Raw genomic sequence first — 22,527 nt, forward strand, 5'->3', positions numbered from 1 at the left:
ATATTCAAGGTGAAAAATTAAGATTTGCCCGTATACATCCCTAGATAGACGGCTAATATCCCTCCTATTACGCTTAGAAGTACGTATAATAAGGCAATTGGCATCTGTGAATTCTGCATCAAGTTAGTCGTTTCTGAGGCAAAAGCGGAGAACGTCGTAAACCCACCACAAAAACCACCGATCAAAAAATATTTAGCGCCTGGTTCTTTCAAGAAAAAAACAGAGAAAAGTCCAATTAAGTAACACCCTATAAGATTTACTGTGAACGTTCCTATAGGAAAAGACCCGATGGATCCTAATTTTGGTGTATAAGCGGATACTAAAAAGCGAAGTACGCTTCCAAGTCCTCCACCTAAGAATACAAGAACTAGACTTTTCATTTCTTTCTAGTCTAATTCCGCAAGATACTTCTCGGCATCCATTGCGGCCATACATCCAGAACCGGCAGCCGTAATTGCTTGACGATAGATATGATCTTGTACATCTCCGGCTGCAAAAACACCCGGTAAGTTGGTACGAGTAGAACCTTTCTCCGTCACAATGTATCCATTTTCATCTGTGGTAATCTGCTCTTTAAAGACCTCTGTATTGGGTTTATGTCCAATCGCAATAAAGATCCCATGCACCTCAATCTCCGAAATTTCGTTCGTTTGATTATTAAGGACTTTAGCTCTTTCCACCAGTCCGTTTTCTCCTTCAATTCCTACCAATTCATGAAAATATTTCACTTCGATATTCGGGGTGTTTTCCACACGGTGAATCATGGCTTTGGAAGCTCTGAATTCTCCTTTTCTAACAAGCATGGTTACTTTACTCGTTAATTTCGCCAAATAGGTAGCTTCTTCCGCTGCCGTATCGCCTCCACCGACAACGATGACATCTTTTCCCTTGTAGAAAAAGCCATCGCAGGTAGCGCATGCAGAAACCCCTCCACCAGAATAAGTCTTCTCGTCTTCCAGGCCTAAATATTTTGCTGTGGCACCGGTAGAAATAATTACAGTTCTCGCTTTCAATTCCTTGTTTCCAGCCCAAAGCGTATGAACACCTCCTCTCTCTGAAGAAAACTCCGCCTTGGTAATCATTTCATAATGCACTTTGGTGTCAAAACGCTCTGCCTGAGCCTGCAATTGAAGCATCATTTCAGGACCTGTAACTCCCTGCGGATATCCGGGGAAGTTGTCTACTTCGGTTGTAGTCGTTAATTGACCTCCAGGTTCAAGACCTGTATAAAGTTCTGGTTTTAAATCCGCTCTTGCCGCGTAAATCGCAGCCGTATATCCTGAAGGGCCGGACCCTACTATAAGGCAGTCTAAAATGCTTTCCATAAGTATTTGTCTATGTTTATATATGTTTACTTGCCCAAAATTGGGCTCATTTTTAAAAATCAACGCTCAAAAGTCGTGTTAAAATCTAACTTTATGCAGCTTTAATTCATGAATTCTGTCAATGATGCAAATTCAATAATTCATACGGTTACAAGTCGACCTTTACTTTGTCGACATTCAATATTTTGTATACCAATTCACAGAGTAACTCCCCACTGTCTACCGCGGCAGATCCCACTCCTCGTTCTCTCATGTGGTAATCTCGAATTATTGAAATCACGCGGGTCGCTTGCTTTAAGTTATAACGCGAGGCTGCATCTCGCACCTCGTTTAGAAAAAAAGCATGACCCAGCCCCATGGTTTTTAAAACATCTTGCTGAGGCAATCCTTTCATGGTGTGAAAGAAGATGATATTGCAAAAATAGCGGTAAAACAAAGTGGTAGTTCCTCCACTTGATTTCGAGGACTTACTCATGAAATATGCAATTCGCATTGCTTTTTCCTTGTCTTTTTGTCCTATGGCTTTTTGAAGTTCGAAAGTATTGAACTCTTTGCTAATTCCGATATGAGTCTCTACTATTTTCCCATCGAGAACTTGATTTTCCTTTAAAATCAATTTGAGTTTGTCTAGTTCCGAGCGGATTCGAGAAAGATCATTTCCAAGATGGTCTGCCAGTAATGCAGGAATGGAGGGCTCTACGGGAATCCCTAGTTTTTTGCATTCATTGGTGATCCACGATCCAATTTGATACTCTTTAACCGGTTCACTTAAGAAAGCCATGGACTTTAACTTAAGTTTCTTCATGAACTTTTTACGTTCGTCCATTTTCTTGTGCTTGTAGGCCAGCACTAAGACTGTCGTAGGAATGGGATTCTCTACATAGGAACTGAATATTTCGCCTGCTTTCTCGTCAAACCGAAGGTCTTGCGCCTCTTTTACAATAATAAGATTATAGTCTCCCATCATTGGAAATTGCTGCGCATAGGAGATGATTTGAGCTATGTTTGTTTCCTTACCGTAGAGCACGGTTTGGCCAAAAGCCTTTTCGTCCTCCTGCAAAACTTCATTCTCTAACACGCTCACAGCCAAATCAATATAGTAAGGCTCTTCACCGTGAAAAAAATAGATCGGAAGAAGTTCTTTATTTTTAATATTTTTGATGAGTAAATCTAATTCTTTCATACTTGTGCAAGTGCCAAAACTGAATTTTCCGAGGGATTTTGATTTTGCGATCCGTAGAGACAAAGATAAGTTTTTTATTTATGATTCAGTTCGCAAGACTTCGCTTTTACTTACCCCCGAGGAATGGGTAAGGCAGCATTGGATTCACTATTTCCTTCATGAGAAAGGCTACGCGCCTTCTTCATTGTTGTCTGAAAAAAAAATAACCCTTAACGGTCTTACCAAACGATTAGATTTGGTTGTGACTGAGAAAACACTACCCAAGATTCTAATTGAATGCAAAGCCCCTAAAATACCGCTTTCGCAAAGTACCTTTGAACAAATTGCCCGCTATAATTCTATCGTTAAAGCAGAAACCATTCTCCTCAGCAATGGGCTTAATCATCTACTCGCTAAAACCACTGATAAAGGTTACGAATTTATAAAATTTGAATTTTAATTCTTCATGAGCACTCTACCCATAAAAAATAGATTTTTGTCCATTGTACCACTTTTGGTCTTTGTCGTTACCTTTCTTGGATTTGGAATTTACAACCAAGATTTTTATGCCCTTCCTTCCCCACTCGCTGCACTCATGGGAATTGTAGCGGCCTTTGTTTTATTTAAAGGCAGCCTACAGAAGAAAATGGACACCTTTTTAAAAGGTTGCGGTGACGGACAGATTCTTACCATGTGTATTATTTATCTCCTAGCTGGCGCTTTTGCTGCGGTTTCGAAAGCGGCAGGCAGCGTCGATAGCATTGTGAACTTAGGAATGACTTATATTTCCCCGCAATATTTTGCGGCAGGTATTTTTGTGATTGCCTCTTTCCTTTCTTTTGCCTCGGGAACTTCCGTTGGATCAATTGTTACACTAGGTCCGATTGTAATCGAACTGGCAAGTAAGAGCGATTCCCCACTGGGCTTAGTGGGCGCCGCTTTGTTATGCGGAGCGATCTTTGGAGACAACCTTTCCATTATATCCGACACCACCATTGCGGCCACACAAAGTTTGGGATGTGAAATGAAAGATAAATTCCGAGCGAATTTCAAACTCGCTTTGCCTGCTGCGATTCTCGCACTTGGCTTTTTTATATTTGCGGGTCGAAACGGATCTCCAAGTCCTATCGAGACCTCCAACCTGCATTTTGACCTTTTGTTAATTCTACCCTACCTAATTGTCATTGCTTTAGCCCTTAAAGGAGTCAATGTCTTTGTGACCTTATTTTTGGGGCTATTTTCAGCCGCAATACTTGGATTGTGGAATTCAAGCTTTGATTTCCTAACTTTAAGCAAGACCACTTACCAAGGATTTACCAATATGTCCGAAATATTTTACCTATCTCTTTTGACAGGAGGTCTTGCCGCCTTAGTAGAAAAAGCAGGAGGAATTCAATATATTTTAAGTGCAATCAATCGACTCATCTTTGACGAAAAGAGCGCTTCTCTTGGAATTGGAGCGCTTGTCAGTGCCACGAACCTTTGTGTCGCGAACAACACAATTGCGATTTTAATTTCGGGTAAAGTGGCAAAGGAAATAAATGACAAGTACGAGCTAGAAGCTAAAAACTCAGCTTCCATTCTGGATATTTTCGCCTGTTACATTCAAGGGTTAATTCCCTACGGAGCGCAGGTACTCATCCTAATATCTTTAAGTGGCTTTAAAATTGAGTATGTAGATCTTCTCTTAAATTCTTACTATCTTCACCTACTACTTATTATAACCCTTGGCTTTATCTTTTTCAGAAAGAAAGAAAGAAAGAAAGAAAGAAAGGCCCATTGAACAAATAAAAACCGCTCATGATTAAAAACATCATATTTGATTTTGGAGGAGTCCTGATGGACTGGGACCCAAGATATTATTTCAAAGACTATTTCCAGGACGACGAAAAAATGGAATACTTTTTAGATTCCGTGGCCACGAATGAGTGGAATGCACAACAGGACAAAGGTAGACTCCTTAGTGAGGGAACGGATATACTTCTGAAACAGCATCCGGAGTGGGAGAAAGAGATTCGTGGCTACTACGAAAACTGGACGACCATGCTTCGCGGGGATATACCTCATAGAGTAAGTGTTCTTAGGGAACTATCTAAAACTCCTTATCAACTGTTTGGTCTCACCAATTGGTCGCATGAAACCTTCCCCTATGCCTTAGAAAACTATGACTTCTTCAAACTTTTCGATGGGAAAATTGTCGTTTCTGGTGAGGAAAAATTAATCAAACCCGATCCTGAACTCTGGCATGTTTTACGTAATCGTTACGATCTAAAACCAGAAGAATCCGTCTTTATAGACGATAATTTTGAGAATTGTAAAACGGCAAAGAGCCTTGGCTTTCTTACCGTTTGGATTACAGAATCCACGGATTTAAAAAAGGAACTGATAAGTTTAGGGGTAGAGTTTAATTAGTTTACGTTTCCTCTCGATGCACGAGATCGAGCGAAAAAGCCGGAAGGCAAATGGAAACGTATTCGCATTCCCTAGAAAAAGGATTGCTATAACGTACTCTTGCTCCCTTCTGAATTAAGATGCTTTGTCCCTCTTCTAAATCGAGGACTTCTCCCTCGATTTCAAAACGTTTTTTGCCTCGCACAATCAGGGTGTATTCATCAAATTCGGGAGTCTGGAAGGGTTCGCTCCAACCTTTTGGAGCCTTCATATGGGCTATGGATAGGCCCGGCGTTCCCATAGAATTTCCCCAATGTTCGAGAATCGTTTTCCCATCCGTGGTGGGTACGTGAAAGGGCGACTTTTGAATTTTATACTTTGTCATCTGGCATAAACGTTAATTTGGTTTCCTCCTTGATGACAGAGAGAACTATATGGCTATGGTACTGGCCAATGTTAGGAATATTCGCCACGACTTCAGTCATAAAACGGTTGTATTCTTTGATGTCTTTCGTCACCACCTTAATCATATAATCGTACGTCCCCGAAAGGCTTACTACCTCCAAGACCTTTGTCTGGGACATGATTTTGGTTTCAAATTCTTGAAGTCTCTCTAGGGACTGCTCTTTTAAGGTAATATTACAATAGGCCGTCAACTCAAAGCCCGCCTTTTCTTTGTTGATTACGGCGACGTACTTTTCAATAACCCCCGAACTTTTCATATTTTTAATACGCTCGTAGGTGGGTGAAAAGGAAAGTCCTACTTTTTCGGCTAAATCTTTTACCGAAATCGTGGAGTCTTCTTGCAATAAGTTTAGGATTTTTTGATCCGTGGCATCAAGAGGTTTCATCTTTAAAATTTTTGTACACGTCGTTAAAATCTTGGACGATTCGCTCTAAACTGAGATTCCCAATACTTCCAATGTGGGTATGAGATAGACTCTTTTTTTCATAGTGGTAAGTCCCATTTTCAATCGAATTTCCTACTTTCCGATAGGCTTCGCGAAAACTATCTCCCTGAAGAACGAGCTCATTAATTTTTTCAACGCTGAAAAGATACTCATATTTTTTCTCATCTAGAAGATCTTTTTTCACCTCCATATAGCCTAACATAAACTCCATGATTTCAATAGAATCTTTTAAATCCTCGAGGGCAGGAAAAAGAATTTCTTTGGTGAGTTGATAATCCCGATTGTACCCTGTCATTAGGTTATGACTTAGCAAAGTTAACTCTGTAGGAAGAGCCTGAATTCGAGAACACTTCCCTCGAATCAGTTCAAAAACATCTGGGTTTTTTTTATGGGGCATGATACTGCTGCCAGTGGTAAGATCATTAGGAAACTCCACAAATCCAAAATTCTGATTGCTAAAAAGACACAGATCGTTCGCTAGTTTTCCGAGCGTTGAGGCAAGAGAGGCCATGGCGAATGCGAGAGTCTTTTCCGCTTTGGTTCTTGTCATTTGAGCATAAATTGAATTGACATTCATCTTCTCTAAACCCAATTCGTTTGTGGTATAATCTCGATCCAAGGGAAAACTAGAGCCGTATCCCGCTCCTGAGCCTAAAGGGTTTTTTGAGACAATGCTATAGGCTGTAGCAAGAATTTCAAGGTCTTCGCTAAAGGATTCAGCAAAGGCACTTAGCCAAAGCCCAAAAGAGGAAGGCATTCCGATTTGAAAATGCGTATACCCAGGCATCAGTTCCTTCTCGTATTTTCCAGAGAGAGAAATTAAAGTACCAAACAAGGAGCTTGTGGCCTGTGCGAGGCCTTGCGCCTCTTCTCGGAGAAAAAGCTTAATGGCCAATAAAACTTGGTCGTTGCGAGAACGCCCTGTATGAATCTTTTCACCCGGAGCCCCTACGGCCTGAATGAGAGAAAGTTCAATTTGAGAATGAACATCTTCTACGCCAGGTTCTATTTCAAAATTCCCGGATACAGCGCGGTCCAGGAGAATCTCTAGATGCGCAAGGATTTCACTGAGCTCCTGCTTTTCAAGATATCCAATTTTAGAGAGCATTTTCACATGAGCGGTGGTTCCTATAATGTCATACTTGGCAAGTTGCAAATCAAATTCAGGATCTTTACCTAGCGTGAATTTTTCAATAATTTCTAGTCCTTTGCTCTTGGTCGAATTTTTTGCCCAAAGCTTGGTCACCTTGGCCTTCTCACTTGAATTGTTCATATTTTAATTTTTTTTCGATAGAAATAGTTCGGTCAAAAGTCCGATATACTCCTCTATTCCATTGTATAGTTCGGTTTTGTAAATAAATTCGTCTGCCGTATGGGATCTCGTGGAATCACCAATGCCCATTTTCACAGAATCGAAAGGCATAAGTGCCTGATCAGAGATCGTAGGAGATCCATAAAGCGTGTGTCCTTTCGCCTTCGCAGCAAGAACAAGTGGATGATCCAAATTAATCTTTGAGGAATTCAGTCGCAAAGATCTTGCCTTCACCTTTGCCTCCAATAACGATTCAAAATAAGCTACCACGTCTTCATTCGAATAAAACTCATTGGTACGTACATCAATGGTAAAATTCGTTTGGTCGGGGACCACATTATGCTGGTGGCCAGCGGAGACTATCGTGACGGTGGATTTCACCTCGCCTAGAAGGTCCGAGCATTTTTCAAATTTCGCGTGACTTACTTTTTCAATTTCCTTTAGGGCTTTGTAAATCGAATGGTCTGCATTGGCATGGGCTGCATGCGAGGGCGTGCCTGAAACGATACAATCTAAGACCACGAGTCCCTTTTCAGCTACTGCCAATTGCATCTGGGTGGGCTCGCCCACTAGGGCAAAATCAATTTTACCCAAGTCTTCCAAAATGCTTACAATTCCGTTCTGCCCTGAAATTTCTTCCTCGGCACTTGCCGCGAAAATAAGATTATAAGGCAGCTTTTTGCGATAAAAAAAGACAAAACTAGCCCATAATCCCACGAGAGAAGCGCCCGCATCGTTACTTCCCAGTCCATAGATTTTTCCTTCCTCTTCATAGGCCTCAAAAGGATCTCTCGAATAAGACAGGTTCGGTGCCACTGTGTCGTGGTGGGAGTTGAGCAGGATCGTTGGAAGTTTAGGATCAAAATATTTATTCTTTGCCCAAAGGTTGTTTCCTTTTCGTTGAAAAGGAATCTTCTCCATGGTAAAGCAAACTTCTAAAAAATCGGCCGTCTCATTTTCATGGGTACTGAGTGAAGGGGTTTCAATCAATTTCTTTAAAATTATCTCGCTTTTACGCTGTAATTTCTCTATCATGATTCAAGGATTAATTGGGTTCCTACCTTCCGATCAAAGAGCGCGGACTCAAGTCCTGTACTTGACAAAATTTGCACTTTCGCCACTCCTTTTTCTAAGGCCTTAAATCCCGTTTCTAATTTAGGAAGCATTCCTCCTGCCACCTTTTGGGATTCTTTTAAATTCAAAAACTCAGGCTGCGAAAGAACAGGAATAAGGCTTTCTTCCTCATTCACATCGAGCAAAACCCCTTCTTTTTCAAAACAGTAAAGTAGACTGACCTCAAACCTTTCTGACAATTTAATCGCGATTTCTGAAGCTAATGAGTCTGCATTCGTGTTCAAAAGTTCATACTCCTCTCCCAGCGTCAAGGAACAAACAATCGGAAGTACCCCCAAACTCAAAAGTTGAGAGAAGACTTCTAGGTTTACATTTTGCACATCGCCTACCTGTCCATAATCCACTATGCTTACTTCTCTCTTTTTCGATTGAACGGATTTTAGATCCGCTCCACTTAGTCCTAAAGAACTTAGTCCAGCGGCGCTAAATTTCGCTACGAGTTGTTTATTGAGAAGTCCTGCGTACACCATGGTACAGAGTTCAAGGGTTTCCCTGGTCGTTACTCGACGTCCATCTACCATTCGCTGCTCAATTCCGAGTCTCTTCGCATAGTGATTTAAGAGGGTTCCTCCCCCGTGCACAAGTACCAAGTTTTGAGGTTTGTGCTTTGATATAATCTCAATTACCCGATTTAAGGCCGAAAGAGAATTTAGAGTTTCGCCTCCTATTTTAAGGACCTGTACCTGCTGCTTTTCCATCCTTAGTTTATAAAGTTCCTTTAAGGATTCGTTCGAGTACGGTCTGCATAGCCACGGTACGATTGAAAGCTTGCTGATAGACTAGGGAATTCTCACTATCAAGCAGTGCATCGCTCATCTCTAGATTGCGTCGAACAGGAAGACAATGCATTACTTTAGCCTGAGGGTTCTTTGTTAGAAAATTCTCTTGTAACAACCAGTTTTTTTGCACCTTCGGCATGGTGCCATAATTTTCAAAAGAAGACCAGTTCTTCACATACACAAAATCCGCATTTTCAAGAGCTTCATCTTGATCGTGATACACCTTGGCTCCTTGTACAAATTCAGGACTTAAATCGTATCCTAAGGGATTTGCAATGGAGAAATCAACCTCAGCAGCATTCATCCATTCGGCAAAAGAGTTGGGCACACATTGAGGAAGCGCTTTGGAATGGGGGGCCCAGGAAAGAACCACTTTTGGTGCACGTTCTAATTTCCAGTTTTCTTGAATCGTGATTAAATCAGCAAAACTCTGAAGCGGATGCCGAGTGGCAGATTCTAAGGAAATCACAGGGACTTTTGCGTACGAGACGAAGCTTTTAAAAACGTCCTCGCTGTAGTCTTTTTCTCGGTCGCTAAGACCAGGAAAAGAACGAAGTCCGATAATATCGCAATATTCACTTAATACTCTCGCCGCTTCTTTTACGTGCTCCGAGCTACTGCCGTTCATCACTTCTCCGTCTTTAAACTCCCAAGTCCAAGCCTCGGATCCTGGACTGACCAAAAGTACCTGCATGCCTAAATTCGCAGCGGCCTTTTGACTACTAAGTCTCGTTCTTAAACTCGGATTTAAAAATACAAGACCTAAGGTTTTATTTTGACCTCCTTTTGAATTGCCGTAAAGATCTTTTTTGAGCTGATGTGCATGCAAAAGAAGCTCCTTTAGGTTGGTCACATCAGCGAGGGATGTAAAGTTTTTCATGATAAAATTTGTTTTAAAGCGTGAAGAAAATCATCTACCGCTTTTTTGTTTATAGTTAAAGGGGGAAGAAGTCGCATGGTTCGAGGGTCTGAAGCACTTCCCACCAAAATTCCATGCTCAACTCTTAATTGATGCGCAATAACAGAGGCCGGCCCTGGGAAATCAATTCCCACCATAAGGCCCCTCCCTCGAACCTGCTCAATCTGCGGAATTTTACCTAATTCTTCCAATAAATAATCTCCTAAGTCCGCAGCATTCTTAGCAAGACCTTCCTTTTCAATCACTTCTAAAACTGCGATGGACGCTGCGCAGGCTAGGTAATTCCCACCAAAAGTAGTTCCAAGCATCTTTTTTTGAGAAGGAATGCGAGGGCTAATAAGCACACCTCCAACTGGAAATCCATTCCCCATGCCCTTGGCAATTGTAATTAGATCAGGCCTAAGGGTGCTGTGTTGATGAGCGAAGAACCGACCGCTTCGAGCGTAGCCACTTTGCACTTCGTCGAGAATCGTAAGAAATCCATGTTTTTTAGCTAAAGTTTCGATCGTTTCAAGCATAGAAGAATTGGGAAGGTGCACACCGCCAATTCCTTGAATTCCTTCAATAATTACACCGGCCAAAGACTCTTTGTGCTGCTGAACAATCTGTGAAAACATAAGAGGATTATTCAACTCACAGAATATAAAATTCTCAGATTCATTGACGGGAGCCACAATGGAGGGGTCGTCCGTGGCCGCCACTGCAGCAGAAGTTCTTCCATGAAAGGCACCGTGAAAGGCAATGAACTTTTTCTTCCCTGTAAAAAAAGAGGCTAATTTAAAAGCATTCTCATTGGCCTCTGCTCCGGAATTGCAAAGAAATAGCTCATAATCCGGGTAACCACTTACTCTTCCTAAAAGTTCAGCCAACTTCTCTTGCAAGGGATTTTGAACTGAATTCGAATAGAATCCGATTGAACTCAGCTGTTTAGAAAGAGATTCTTGGTAGTGAGCATGGCTATGTCCAATTGAAATCACGGCATGTCCTCCATAAAAATCCAGATACTTCTTACCGTTTTCATCCCAGAGATAGCAGTCTTTTGCTTTCACGATCTCTAAAGGAAGTCGAGAATAGACTTCAAATAATTTCATAATTCCTTTCTTTAAGGTTCTTCTACTTTTTACTTAATACACAGAGGCTTTTAACTGAAGTCCACAGGTAGGAGCTAGTCCAAGCATGAGGTTCATATTTTGTACCGCTTGCCCCGAGGCACCTTTGATTAGATTGTCAATCGCTACATGCACCGCCAAATCCTGCCCTACTTGCTCCAAGTAGATCAAAGCTTTGTTCGTGTTTACAACTTGCTTTAAATCGATCGGACCGGGAGAAACATGCACGAAATCGGAATATTTGTATGCGTATTTATAGGCTTCAATCACTTCGGACGAGGGTTTCAGAGTTTTTAGCATTAAGGTCACAAAAATCCCGCGGGTAAAAGCGCCGCGCCAAGGCACAAATTGAAAATCTATCGGTTTTTCCTGTACTACGGAGATTCTTTTTAAGATCTCATCGTTGTGTTGGTGTGTGAAAGTCTTATACGGAGAAACATTGCCTGTACGCCAATTTGCATTGGTCGTATGAACTAGGGATTTGCCTGCGCCGGTGGATCCTGTAATCCCCACGCAGCTCACTTTGTCGATTTCTTCGATTTTCGTAAGTGGCAAGAGGCCAAGTTGGATGGCGGTCGCAAAACAGCCTGGATTCGCAATGTGCGTAGCCTTTGCGATTTGATCCTGATTAAATTCACTCAGACCATAGACAAATTTACTTTCGTCCCAAAGTTCATCCACCCGGAAATCATTGCCTAAATCAATAATTCGAGTACCTGTTCCCAAGTGCTCCTTATTTTCTGCCATCCAATTTCTGCTCTCCCCATGAGGAAGGCATAAAAAGATAACGTCTGCAGGCTCAATAATTTCTTGAAACACTAATGAAGTCTCCCCTAGCAAATCTTTGTGTACCTCTGAGACCGCTTGCCCTTGCATACTGGTTGAGGTTAAGAAGGAAATCTTTACGTGGGGATGGTAAAGAAGAATTCGTATTAATTCTCCTGCCGTCACTCCGGTTGCACCTACAATGCCAACCGCTATTTGATTTTGCTCTTTACTCATGACTGTGAATTTGATGGTATATACTTAGTGCATTGGCGTAAATCTTAGAAAATCCTTTCGCATCCTGTGCGCTCCACCCCTTATTCACTTCTCCATACACCCCTGCTGCGCTCTGCATTAAATCATTAGGAGATTCTATTCCTAGAAGCGTAAAATAATGGGGATTAAGTTGAACAAGGACCTTCCCTGAAACTTTGTCTTGGGAGCTTTCGAAAAACGCTTCGAGATCTTTCATTACAGGATCTAGCACCTGCGCATCGTGCAGGTAATTGCCATACTGAAGTGCCAACTGGTCTTTCATGAGAAGCTGAGCTTTGCTTAGGGTATGTTTTTCTAGCAGATGGTGAGCTTTTAAAAGAATCATCGCTGCAGAAGCTTGAAAACCGACTCGGCCTTTGAGTCCTATAATGGTATCTCCCACGTGGATCTCTCGTCCAATCCCGAAGGGCTGCGCTAAAGATTCAAGATACTGGATAGCCTCTAAAGGCATTGAAAACTCTTTATCGTCCACCGCTATAACTTCTCCTTTCACAAAGGTAAGACCTACCACAAGCGACTCTTTTGCTGTGACCTTTGTAGGATATGCCTCCTCAGGCAAAGGGAGGTTTGAACTTAAGGTTTCTTTTCCTCCGACAGAGGTTCCCCAAATCCCCTTGTTGATAGAATACATGGATTTTTTAAAATCCATTTTAAATCCATGGGACTGTAAAAACTCAATCTCTTGCGTTCTCGAATAGTTTAAATCTCGGATTGGCGTTAAGATTTCTACAGTAGGACAAAGAATTTGAAAAATGGAATCAAAACGGATTTGATCATTTCCGGCCCCTGTACTACCATGGGCTATATAAGTAGCTCCGATCTTCTTTGCATACTGAGCAAGGGCTGAAGCCTGATAGACTCTCTCTGAGCTTACAGAAAGTGGATACGTATTGTTTTTAAGCACATTTCCATAAATCAAAAACCGAAGGCAGTTTTGGTAGTAGGTCTTTTGCTCATCCAGTACATGAAAACTAGCCGCGCCAAGTTCAAGTGCCCTTTTTTCTGTTTCTACCAATTCTTCGGGGCTAAACCCTCCTAGGTTTACCAAAACAGCGTGTACCTCTAAATTCATATTTTTTGAAAGATACACCGCACAAAACGACGTGTCAAGCCCACCGCTGTAGGCCAAAACTACTTTTTCCATAACCATTGTTTCTTATTTTTAAATTTTGCAAACAGAGGGAGTCCTGCTTTTTTACTTTCTGTTAAGCCAGAATCCTGACGCCCTTTGTTCTTTTGGGCATGAGGATCGTAAAGCATGGCGGTGCAAAGGCAGTTTTTTCGCTCTTTGCTTTTTAGAATTTCATAATTCACGCAACTTTCGCAACCTTTCCAAAACACATCGTCCTGGGTTAACTCGTCATAAGTAACGGGAGCATATCCTAAATCGCTGTTGATTTTCATCACCGCCCGACCTGTGGTTAATCCAAAGATCTTGGCTTGCGGAAATTGTTCTCTGGAATACGCGAATGTGGCAAGTTTAATTTTCTTGGCAAGTCCCTTTTCACGGAATTTTCTTTTGACAATTAAGCCTGAATTGGCGACGTAAGTTTTATCACTCCAGGTTTCGATATAACAGAACCCTGCCCACTCTCCCTTCGAAGTAAAAGCCATGATTGCTTTGTTCTCTTCAATCTTTTGCTCCACGTAAGAGGCGCTGCGTTTTGCAATGCCGGTTCCTCTCGCAAGGGCTGATACTTCAATTTCTTGTAAAATTTCAGGCACATATATCTTATGGGATGCTTGTGCCACGATTACTGTAAATTCAATTTCTTCTTCCACTTTTATCTAAAACAAAGTGCAAATTTAGATATTTTATCTTTACCAACAAATAATAAAAGATAATTTATTTCAAAAAAATTGCTTTGAAAAGTTTTTTGATCTGAAAAAAGTGAAATTGGAAGAAATTTTATCTGTAGAAAGAACAGACACTTTTGAAGTCCGTCTATTCTTGTCTTGTAGCTAATTTTTTGGCGAATAAAGTTTCACCCCTTTACAAGCAATGTGTTTAATCTTCGGGTACAACAACTACAAAAAACCGCCTCAAAATTATAGTGAGGCGGCTGCTTTATTTTACTAAGAATTCCTTAGTTCTTTTTATTTAATTTTTTGAATTTGAAATAGGAAACGGTAGCTAAAAGAAGCATAGAAACGGTTCCTATGTAAACCCATGCCGGTACAGGAACAGGATCTCCTGCCGCGTAGGAATGGAGTCCACTTAAGTAATAGTTCACTCCGAAATAGGTCATAATAATGGAAGAAATAGCAAACATGCTTGCCACGTGGAACGCCCATCTTCCTCGAAGACCCGGTACAAGACGCATATGCAGAACAAAAGCATACACCATTACAGAAACAAAAGCCCAAGTTTCCTTCGGGTCCCAGCTCCAATAACGACCCCACGATTCATTTGCCCAGATCCCCCCTAAAAAGGTTCCTACGGTTAAAGCATAGAGCCCTATGGTGAGGGACATCTCTGACACAATAGTGAGTTCTTTAATTGTTCTTTCGTTATGCAATTTGTAGATTTTCTTATTTGCAAGAAGGTAAAACACGAGGCATATAATAGCAATCACGAAGGAGAGCCCAAAGAACCCGTAACTTGAAGTAATGATCGCTACGTGGATAATTAGCCAATAGGATTTTAGAACAGGTACAAGCGGAGTAATCTGAGGGTCCAGCGCAGAGCCTCCATGAGCAAAGCCCATCATAATCACTGCAACCATAAATCCAGCTGCCGGAATTAAGGCATTTGAATTACGGTACAGCGCAAACCCGGCTGTAATACCAACCCAGGAGATAAAGACGATTGCTTCGTATCCATTGCTCCAAGGCGCGTGTCCTGAAATGTACCAACGTCCTATTAAACCAAGAAGTTGTAAGAACCATCCGATTGCACCAATATAGAGAACCACCTTTATGAGTTTTGCGATAATGGCTTTCTTCTTAAATAGATCCACAAATCCTAAAATGATCAGGAGTCCTCCAATTAGGGTATAGAATATTAACAAACGGAAGTTGATATCCACTTGATTCATCAAGACCTCCGCCTTGACTTTTGATTCGCTAGGAACTACATTTTTCCCCCAAGTTTGTTGGTAATTCGAAAGGTCTTGAAGTGCGGCATCGGCCTGAGCCCAATTTCCAGTTTGTTGCGCATGAAGCACAGAGGAGAAATAAGGACCCATCACTTTTTGAGATTCCATGTCCGGTTCAAAATTCTGATCTAGCCAAGAATGCCATGTTGAGTTTGGATCGTTCTTCACAGGGACAATTCTCATGAATTGACCAGAGAAAAACTCATTAAATATTTGAACTCTTTCGTTTACAGAAATAACTTCTTTATCATAATTGGTTTGCTCTGCTGGTTTCTTTGCAAACGCAGCATTATAATCTTCCTCAAGAACGTAATTCAAATTTCCATTCTGATCTGATGGGAATAAATTCATAAGGGCCGTATACCCCTCGTCATTCGCTTTGGTTTTTCTCTTAAGTTCGTCTCCTCCTTTGGTTCCCACTTTAATAAGGGGCACCATAGTCCAACTTGGCGTATCGGTATTAATGGATAAAAACCACTGCTCAGGAGTTAATTCCTTATCCCCTGTTCCTTTAAATTTATCCTTTTTATAAAGTTTACGAAGTACATTTAAAGCTTGTGTACTCATCGGAACAATTCTTCCCTCGTAATTCTGTACGAGCAAATAAGCAAACTTATCCGCGTGCTCTTTCGAAATTCTAGATTTCGCGATGGCTTCGTCCGCAGAGATTACTCGTAGGGCCGTCATCGACTGTGCAACTGAATTCTGATTGGAAGCCTGAGGCTGGTTGGAAGCCGTAGCATTCGAATCGTTTGCATGAATCGTACCATCCTCAAGGGCACGGGTCGACGCATTGGCTGCGCTCTGATTCGTAGCCCTCATTTGTGGACTTCCGTCCGAGGTACCATGCGTTTCTATTTTCTGCGCATTAAGGCCGACGCTTAAAAGAAGTAAAAGCGCAAGAGTCGTATTTTTACGATTGAGGTTCTTTAGCATGGTATTTAATTTTGAAAAGTGAGTGCCTTTCCAAAAGAAGATAATAAACATGGAGGTAAAGAGTAAGAAATACCCAATGTACGTCACAAGCGTTCCCCAATAATCATGGTTCACAGACAGGTGAGTACCTCGTCTATCTTGGTCAAAACTGGCTTGGAAGAATCGATACCCCTTGTGATTGAGTACATGGTTCATGTATATTTTATAAGGCGTCTGTTTTCCCTCGTCAATAATTTGAATGTGACTTTCGTACGCACTTGGAGAAGAACTTCCTGGATAGGTTTCCATCACAAAGTCATCTAATTTAATTGCAAACGGTGTGGTGTAAATCTTAGGACCAAAACCTAGCATAATGTTTATTCCGTCCAGGGTGATTTGTTTATACAAATTAGGATTTCCTCTTTCCACGACAAGCTCGACCTGTTGGGTCGTTTTTGGCCCTTGCACTTCTACTGTAAGTGCATCTGGGACAGCTTTGTCCTTGTTTCGATCTCCTTCAAAAGCAAGAAGGGAACCTTTTGTAAGTCCTTCTGGAACCACAATTCGTATGTCGTTAATCGTATAGAGACTTCGAAGTGCTAAAGGCTCATAAACATTTGCCTTTACAGAACCACTGTCCTGCGTTGCCATAACCATATATTTAGAATCGACGGGTGTTTTCAAGGATAACTTACCGTCCGCATCTTTTTTAAATTCAATCGCTCCTTCAATCGGGTTATTGAAACTCACGAGAGTTCCGTTTAAGGATTTAGACTCTCCTTCTTTCAAATAATAATTGAGTCTTCCGCGATCGCCTGTGGTCACAAAGTGAAGATACTCCTGACCATCGGCGCTCGCCACCAAACTGTCTTTTTTTCGCTGTACATATTCAAGAGCTTTCACTTTCACTTTTTCACCGTGAAAATCATAATTGGCTTTAAAGTTATGGTGAATTGGGGACATCATATACTGCACATCCTTATAACTAAGGACATCGCCTGATTTTTCCATTTGAATCTTAAAGAAGGTCTTGTCCGTAATAATTTCGTTCGAGGTTTCCCCTTCTCTAATGAGCATAATGCCCTCAAAACTAATGTATCTTGTAATGGCACCTCCTAAAAACAGAAGGACAAAAGACAAGTGAAACACGAGTACTGGCCATTTCTCTTTACGCCACAAACGATAGCGTCCTATGTTTCCAATAAAGTTTAAAATTAACAGAACCATCACCGCTTCGAACCATTTGGCCTCGTAAACAAGAGCCTTTGCCGTTGGGGTACCGTAATCGTTCTCTAGAAATGTGGCATAGCCCATTGCGCCCGCATAAACTAAAAGAAGAACCGCCATGGTTCTCGTCGAAATTAAAATGCTTTGAATCTTTTTCATAATCTTGACATTACCGACTTTAGAGTCGATTTTTACCGTTTGGATGCAAAAATACGCCCTATAATCTTAACACACGAATTTCCATCAAGATATTTGCATCTAAATTTGAGACAAATCCCTGCAAAAGTTGGAGATTAGATATTCTACTGCGATGACCAAATTCTAAAGTAAAAACATTAAATTTGCCAAGATTGAACTTATGGAAAAGAAAATTAAAACCCCCTCCACAAGCCGCACACTTAGCGATAACAAAACGCTTTCGAAACCGCGCATCTTTTTTGGCCTGTTTTTCATTCTACTGAGCCTCATACTCTTTTTGTCCTTTATTTCCTTTTTATTCAATTGGAAAGCGGACCAAAGCCAGGCAGGTAGCATGCTCGACAAAACAATAAAATCCTCTAATTTCATTGGGAAATTAGGCGATTATCTGGGCAACTTGTTTATTTTCCAGAGCGTTGGTATCGCAGCCTTCCTCATCGCCTTTCTTATTTTAATGCTGGGTACCCTTATTTTAAAAAAGAAATATTTCAAACCTTGGAAAACCATTGGTCATTCCCTATTTTTCATTTGTTGGCTTCCTATTTTCCTAGGAGCAGTCACCCAAGGAGAAGGCGTACTGAGCGGAGTTTATGGCTATCAAATCATGGACTTTTTAGCCTCGATGATTGGAAATGTAGGACTTTGGCTTGTATTAGGTTCTAGTATAGCACTTTACTTTATTCTTGAATTCAATTTAAGACCCAGTGCGATCAAAAAAAGACTTAACGATATTAACGATAGCACTCTAGGAAAAGTCAAAGAATTTTTACCAAGTTCAAATTCGTTTGAAGATGAGGAGCGAATCGAAGATGAGACTGAGGAAGATTCGCCAGTATCTACCCTTCCCACTACAACAGAGCCTAGTTTCCCACTAAGTCCCCAAAAAGAATCCTTGGGTAGTAGTACAATTCCACTTACCTCCACTTTAAATACTCCTGTGAGTACAGTTCCAATAAAGGAATTTACTGAAAAATCAGAAACGACAAAGGAAGACTCTTTTGACTTTAACGTGGAAATTGCAAAAGAGGAAGATCAGTGGGATGAGATGGCACAAAAATCCGCAGATCTTGTCAAAGAGTATGGACTTTTCGATCACCGATTGGAACTGGCCAAATTTCAAATGCCCACCCTCGAACTTTTGAAAGACTATGGAAACGAAGAAATTTCCATTAATCAAGACGAACTTGAAGAAAACAAAAACAGAATTGTCGGACTACTTAAAAACTTTAATGTCGGAATTTCCGAAATCAAAGCGACCATAGGTCCCACGGTCACTCTCTACGAAATTGTGCCCGATGCTGGAATTCGGGTTTCTGCCATTAAAAAACTGCAAGACGACATTGCTTTAAATCTTTCTGCGCACGGGATTCGAATTATTGCCCCGATGCCAGGCAAGGGGACCATTGGAATTGAAGTTCCCAGAAAGAACCCTACCATGGTATCCATGAAAAGCGTACTCGCTTCTCAAAAATTCCAAAATACGGACATGGATTTGCCCGTGGTTTTTGGAAAAACCATTTCAAACGAAATCTTCATGGCCGATTTAGCCAAAATGCCTCACCTTTTGATGGCAGGAGCAACCGGTCAAGGAAAGTCTGTGGGGATTAATGCGATTCTAACCTCTTTACTCTACAAGAAACACCCAAGCGAAATTAAATTCGTGATGGTGGATCCTAAAAAAGTGGAGCTTACCCTTTATTCAAAAATTGAGCGCCACTACCTAGCCAAACTACCTGGTACCGACGAAGCGATCATTACGGAAAACTCAAAAGTAATTGCCACACTGAACTCCTTATGTGTGGAAATGGACACTCGATACGATCTTCTAAAAAATGCATTTTGTCGAACCATTAAGGAGTATAACAAAAAATTCTCTGAACGCAAGTTGAATCCTGAAAACGGACACCGATACCTACCGTACATCGTTTTGGTTGTGGATGAATTTGCAGATCTTATTATGACGGCAGGGAAAGAAGTGGAACATCCAATTGCCAGACTAGCCCAGCTCGCAAGAGCCGTGGGTATTCACCTTATCGTGGCCACACAAAGACCTTCTGTGAACGTAATTACAGGGATGATTAAAGCGAACTTCCCAGCAAGGGCTGCTTTCCGTGTGATTTCCAATGTCGATTCGCGTACGATTTTAGATTCCCCTGGTGCCGAGCAACTCATCGGAAAAGGAGACATGCTTTATTTTAACGGCAATGAAATCGTTCGACTCCAGTGTGCTTTTGTAGACACCCCGGAAGTAGAACGGATTGTGGATTACATTGGAGCTCAAAAAGGTTACAGTTCGGCCATGGTTCTTCCAGATCCACCCCAAGAGGAAGGTTCTTCAGGCACCGTTGAGTTTGACCCCAACGAAAAAGATGCCCTCTTTGAACAAGCGGCCAAAATTGTGGTCTCGACCCAACAAGGTTCCACCTCTATGCTCCAACGTCAATTAAAATTAGGATACAACCGAGCGGGTCGCATCATGGACCAATTGGAAGCAAGCGGAATCGTAGGAGGGTTTAATGGAGCGAAAGCAAGAGAGGTTTTGATTACCGACTTAAATGCTTTGGAACAATTTTTGGAAGAATTGCGCCCGTAAGCTTGGAAAGACTTGAAGACGCAGCTTGAGGGCTGCCGGTTTAACTTTTGAAGAAGTAACTTATCCAAGATAAAGTAATTCACAAAATTGAAAGTAACAATGATAAAAAAAATTGCCATAGCACTAGGAACCTTTGCATTTCTAGGCACCTTAAGCGCACAGACTGCGGATCAAAAATCGAGAACAATTCTCGACGCGGTTTCCAAAACCTATAAATCTAACCAAAACACGTACTTTAAATTTGCATACGGAACGGGACCTGCAGGTAAGGTCACCCAAACGCAGACCGGGATCTTCTATACAACTCCTTCCAAGTACAAGCTAACGATTATGGACACCGAGCAACTTTTTGACGGATCCAAAGTATACAACATTAGCAAGGACGATAGGGAAGTCACCATTGCGAAGGCTTCGGGGAGCGAAATGATGTTCTCGCCTACCAATTATTTAGATACTTACAAGACCAATTACCAAACTACTTATGTTGGGAAACGCCAGCTCAATGGAGTTCAAACGGACCTCATAAAGCTAACCCCCGTAAAAAAGAGTGGGATTAAATATGTTTTTATCTACGTAAATTCGCCGAAGAATCAACTGGTAAAAGTAGAACAGTATTCTACAGACAACCAAGTGGCTGTAATTGCCATTCAAGACTACCGTGCAAACCAAAAATTAGAGTCTAATTTTTTCCAATTTAACCGTCAAGCGTATCAAAACTATCTGATCACGGAATTATAATTCAAAAAATCCATAGAGAATAGAGTCACAAAGTTTTTGCTTTGTGACTTTTTAAGTATTTTTGCCCCAATGAAATTACTAGACCGCTATATAATTAAGACCTTTTTCGGGCCGTTTCTTTTTATCTTCAGCGTGCTGTTCTTCATTTTCATTGTGAACATCATCTGGATTCAGATGGCTCAGTTCATGGGCAAAGGGCTAAGTACCTTTGAAATCATCAAACTTTTATTCTACATGGGGGCCACGGTCGTGGGAATGGTCCTTCCCCTTACGATTCTGCTCTCCTCTATTATGACCTTTGGAGACTTTGGGGAGCGTTATGAACTTGCTGCCATGAAAGCAGCAGGGATTTCCCTGGTCCGTGTGATGATGCCTTTGTTCCTGGTAAATGTTCTTCTTGCGAGCATACTCTTTATCTTTCAGAACAACATTACGCCCGATTTTCAAAGAAAGGCGAAAAATATGCTGTACAATATTGCGGCCACAAAACCTGCATTAAACTTTACTCCGGGACAGTTCATTCATGAGCTCCCTGGCTTTGCTGTGAAATTTGATGAAATTTCGGGTGAAAATGCAGAGAACTTAAAAGGGGTCTTTATTCATAAATCGACCAACATCTATGAAGATCAACAGGCCATTGTAGCAAAGTCTGGAAAATTTGTTCCTGCGGCCGACAAAAATTATTTAAAACTGCTTCTTTTCGACGGCTATGTTTTTGAGGATAATTATAAAAACAAGGATTATTATCAGCGCTTAAAGCAGCCGAACCAGGCCATTAAATTTGACACCTTGGTTTCTCATTTTGACGTGAGCGAGCTCATTAGCAATGCCATCGAAAAAGAACAAATTAAAGACGATTACCGCTTCCAGACCTTCGGACAAATTAACCATACCATTGTAGAAAGGAAAAAGGAAAACAAAGAAATCGTCGAAGGCATGGGCCTATCCCTCGTTAGCCAAGCCAATAATTACATTCAAATTATTGAAGCAAACAAAAAGCAAGACCAAAAATTAAAACCTCAATACAAACTGGACACAATCAAAAGTGACCAGAAATTAGAGATGCTCTATTCTGCCTACAACAAAATAGAATCACAGAAAAACGAACTTAAGGGCAAGGAGGAACAAATGTATGGAATCATCAAATTTCAAAACAAGATGATCATGCACCAACAGCGTATCTTCGCCTACTCCATTACGTGTCTGATCTTTTTCCTCATTGGAGCCAGTCTAGGAAGCATCATACGAAAAGGAGGAGTCGGTCTTCCGGTGGTCATTGCCATCGTAATTTTCATCATCTTCTATGTCATGAATTTAACGGTCGAAAACCTATCCTGGAAAGGGAAAATGAACGCGTACTTGGCCGCCTGGATCCCGAATCTAGTGCTCTTCCCGTTTGCAGTTTGGCTCACGATTAAAGCCGTTCGAGACTCTCAATTGTTTGATGCAGAAAAGTACCGCGCCTTCTTCAAACCGCTTATTGCAAGATTTCAAAAAAAGCCTGAAGAACACAAGCGATATCAGTAGACTCGATGTTATTCCAAAGAACTCGAATGCGCAAAAGCTGCGTTCCTAAATCTTAGACTTCTGCATTCTTAAAAAAATCTCCCTTTCGTGAAATAGATTCACGGAAAATTACTACTTTAGTATGCAAACAGTTCGTCTTATGGAGATT

20 protein-coding genes are annotated in these 22,527 nt (G+C 41.3%); 6 read left to right on the plus strand and 14 right to left on the minus strand.

Features of this window, described 5'->3' with window-relative positions; genetic code table 11:
* Nucleotides 1-17: 17 nt before the first annotated feature.
* The 3 genes from crcB to holA all read right to left on the minus strand — a co-directional run bounded on the left by crcB (nt 18) and on the right by holA (nt 2,508).
* A complete protein-coding gene (gene crcB / locus ACX3PU_RS06405; protein WP_459084120.1) occupies nt 18-380 on the minus strand; it encodes a fluoride efflux transporter CrcB in 363 nt (120 codons plus the stop codon).
* A gap of 6 nt (nt 381-386) precedes the next feature.
* On the minus strand, nt 387-1,325 hold the full coding sequence (gene trxB, locus ACX3PU_RS06410; RefSeq protein WP_459084121.1) for a thioredoxin-disulfide reductase: 939 nt from the start codon (nt 1,323-1,325) through the stop codon (nt 387-389).
* Nucleotides 1,326-1,473: 148 nt separating this feature from the next.
* Nucleotides 1,474-2,508, minus strand: coding sequence for a DNA polymerase III subunit delta (gene holA / locus ACX3PU_RS06415; protein ID WP_459084122.1), 1,035 nt, complete (start codon nt 2,506-2,508; stop codon nt 1,474-1,476).
* A gap of 4 nt (nt 2,509-2,512) precedes the next feature.
* On the opposite strand from holA, the gene ACX3PU_RS06420 reads away from it, so the two are divergent.
* The 3 genes from ACX3PU_RS06420 to ACX3PU_RS06430 are packed head-to-tail and all read left to right on the plus strand — an operon-like array spanning nt 2,513 to nt 4,899.
* Nucleotides 2,513-2,947 carry a type I restriction enzyme HsdR N-terminal domain-containing protein gene (locus ACX3PU_RS06420; protein ID WP_459084403.1) on the plus strand — a complete coding sequence of 145 codons (435 nt, stop codon included), beginning with the start codon at nt 2,513-2,515 and terminating at the stop codon, nt 2,945-2,947.
* Between the two features lie 6 nt (nt 2,948-2,953).
* Nucleotides 2,954-4,270 carry a Na+/H+ antiporter NhaC family protein gene (locus tag ACX3PU_RS06425; RefSeq protein WP_459084123.1) on the plus strand — a complete coding sequence of 439 codons (1,317 nt, stop codon included), beginning with the start codon at nt 2,954-2,956 and terminating at the stop codon, nt 4,268-4,270.
* Between the two features lie 17 nt (nt 4,271-4,287).
* Nucleotides 4,288-4,899, plus strand: a complete 612-nt coding sequence (locus ACX3PU_RS06430) for an HAD family hydrolase (RefSeq protein WP_459084124.1) — start codon at nt 4,288-4,290, stop codon at nt 4,897-4,899.
* A gap of 1 nt (nt 4,900) precedes the next feature.
* On the opposite strand, the gene ACX3PU_RS06435 is transcribed toward ACX3PU_RS06430, so the two are convergent.
* The 11 genes from ACX3PU_RS06435 to ACX3PU_RS06485 form a co-directional block, all read right to left on the minus strand.
* Nucleotides 4,901-5,263 (minus strand): cupin domain-containing protein, encoded by a 363-nt coding sequence (locus ACX3PU_RS06435; RefSeq protein WP_459084125.1) that lies wholly within the window; start codon nt 5,261-5,263, stop codon nt 4,901-4,903.
* Nucleotides 5,250-5,729, minus strand: coding sequence for an Lrp/AsnC family transcriptional regulator (locus ACX3PU_RS06440; protein ID WP_459084126.1), 480 nt, complete (start codon nt 5,727-5,729; stop codon nt 5,250-5,252). Before ACX3PU_RS06440 ends, ACX3PU_RS06435 begins: the two co-directional genes overlap by 14 nt.
* Nucleotides 5,716-7,062, minus strand: a complete 1,347-nt coding sequence (argH, locus tag ACX3PU_RS06445) for an argininosuccinate lyase (protein ID WP_459084127.1) — start codon at nt 7,060-7,062, stop codon at nt 5,716-5,718. Before argH ends, ACX3PU_RS06440 begins: the two co-directional genes overlap by 14 nt.
* Before the next feature lie 3 nt (nt 7,063-7,065).
* Nucleotides 7,066-8,136, minus strand: a complete 1,071-nt coding sequence (locus ACX3PU_RS06450) for a M20 family metallo-hydrolase (protein WP_459084128.1) — start codon at nt 8,134-8,136, stop codon at nt 7,066-7,068.
* On the minus strand, nt 8,133-8,933 hold the full coding sequence (argB, locus tag ACX3PU_RS06455; protein ID WP_459084129.1) for an acetylglutamate kinase: 801 nt from the start codon (nt 8,931-8,933) through the stop codon (nt 8,133-8,135). Before argB ends, ACX3PU_RS06450 begins: the two co-directional genes overlap by 4 nt.
* Nucleotides 8,934-8,940: 7 nt before the next feature.
* A complete protein-coding gene (locus ACX3PU_RS06460; protein ID WP_459084130.1) occupies nt 8,941-9,894 on the minus strand; it encodes a Rossmann-fold NAD(P)-binding domain-containing protein in 954 nt (317 codons plus the stop codon).
* Entirely contained in the window at nt 9,891-11,024 is a 1,134-nt protein-coding gene (locus tag ACX3PU_RS06465; RefSeq protein ID WP_459084131.1) for an aspartate aminotransferase family protein, read from the minus strand. Before ACX3PU_RS06465 ends, ACX3PU_RS06460 begins: the two co-directional genes overlap by 4 nt.
* Before the next feature lie 33 nt (nt 11,025-11,057).
* Complete coding sequence (argC, locus tag ACX3PU_RS06470) at nt 11,058-12,044, minus strand: N-acetyl-gamma-glutamyl-phosphate reductase (RefSeq protein ID WP_459084132.1); 987 nt, start codon at nt 12,042-12,044, stop codon at nt 11,058-11,060.
* The gene (locus ACX3PU_RS06475; RefSeq protein ID WP_459084134.1) at nt 12,037-13,233 is read right to left on the minus strand and encodes an argininosuccinate synthase; all 1,197 of its coding nucleotides are present in this window, start codon (nt 13,231-13,233) and stop codon (nt 12,037-12,039) included. The genes argC and ACX3PU_RS06475 overlap by 8 nt, the downstream gene beginning before the upstream one ends.
* The gene (locus tag ACX3PU_RS06480) at nt 13,215-13,865 is read right to left on the minus strand and encodes an N-acetyltransferase (protein ID WP_459084135.1); all 651 of its coding nucleotides are present in this window, start codon (nt 13,863-13,865) and stop codon (nt 13,215-13,217) included. Before ACX3PU_RS06480 ends, ACX3PU_RS06475 begins: the two co-directional genes overlap by 19 nt.
* 305 nt (nt 13,866-14,170) lie before the next feature.
* A complete protein-coding gene (locus ACX3PU_RS06485) occupies nt 14,171-17,482 on the minus strand; it encodes a cytochrome c biogenesis protein (RefSeq protein WP_459084136.1) in 3,312 nt (1,103 codons plus the stop codon).
* A 199-nt stretch (nt 17,483-17,681) separates the two neighbouring features.
* Between ACX3PU_RS06485 and ACX3PU_RS06490 the strand changes: the two genes are divergently transcribed.
* The 3 genes from ACX3PU_RS06490 to ACX3PU_RS06500 all read left to right on the plus strand — a co-directional run bounded on the left by ACX3PU_RS06490 (nt 17,682) and on the right by ACX3PU_RS06500 (nt 22,379).
* The gene (locus tag ACX3PU_RS06490; protein ID WP_459084137.1) at nt 17,682-20,114 is read left to right on the plus strand and encodes an FtsK/SpoIIIE family DNA translocase; all 2,433 of its coding nucleotides are present in this window, start codon (nt 17,682-17,684) and stop codon (nt 20,112-20,114) included.
* Nucleotides 20,115-20,213: 99 nt separating this feature from the next.
* Nucleotides 20,214-20,852, plus strand: a complete 639-nt coding sequence (locus ACX3PU_RS06495; RefSeq protein ID WP_459084138.1) for a LolA family protein — start codon at nt 20,214-20,216, stop codon at nt 20,850-20,852.
* Nucleotides 20,853-20,921: 69 nt separating this feature from the next.
* Nucleotides 20,922-22,379, plus strand: coding sequence for an LptF/LptG family permease (locus ACX3PU_RS06500; protein WP_459084139.1), 1,458 nt, complete (start codon nt 20,922-20,924; stop codon nt 22,377-22,379).
* The last annotated feature ends 148 nt before the right edge of the window (nt 22,380-22,527 follow it).

The organism is Chryseobacterium sp. A301 (assembly GCF_054489425.1).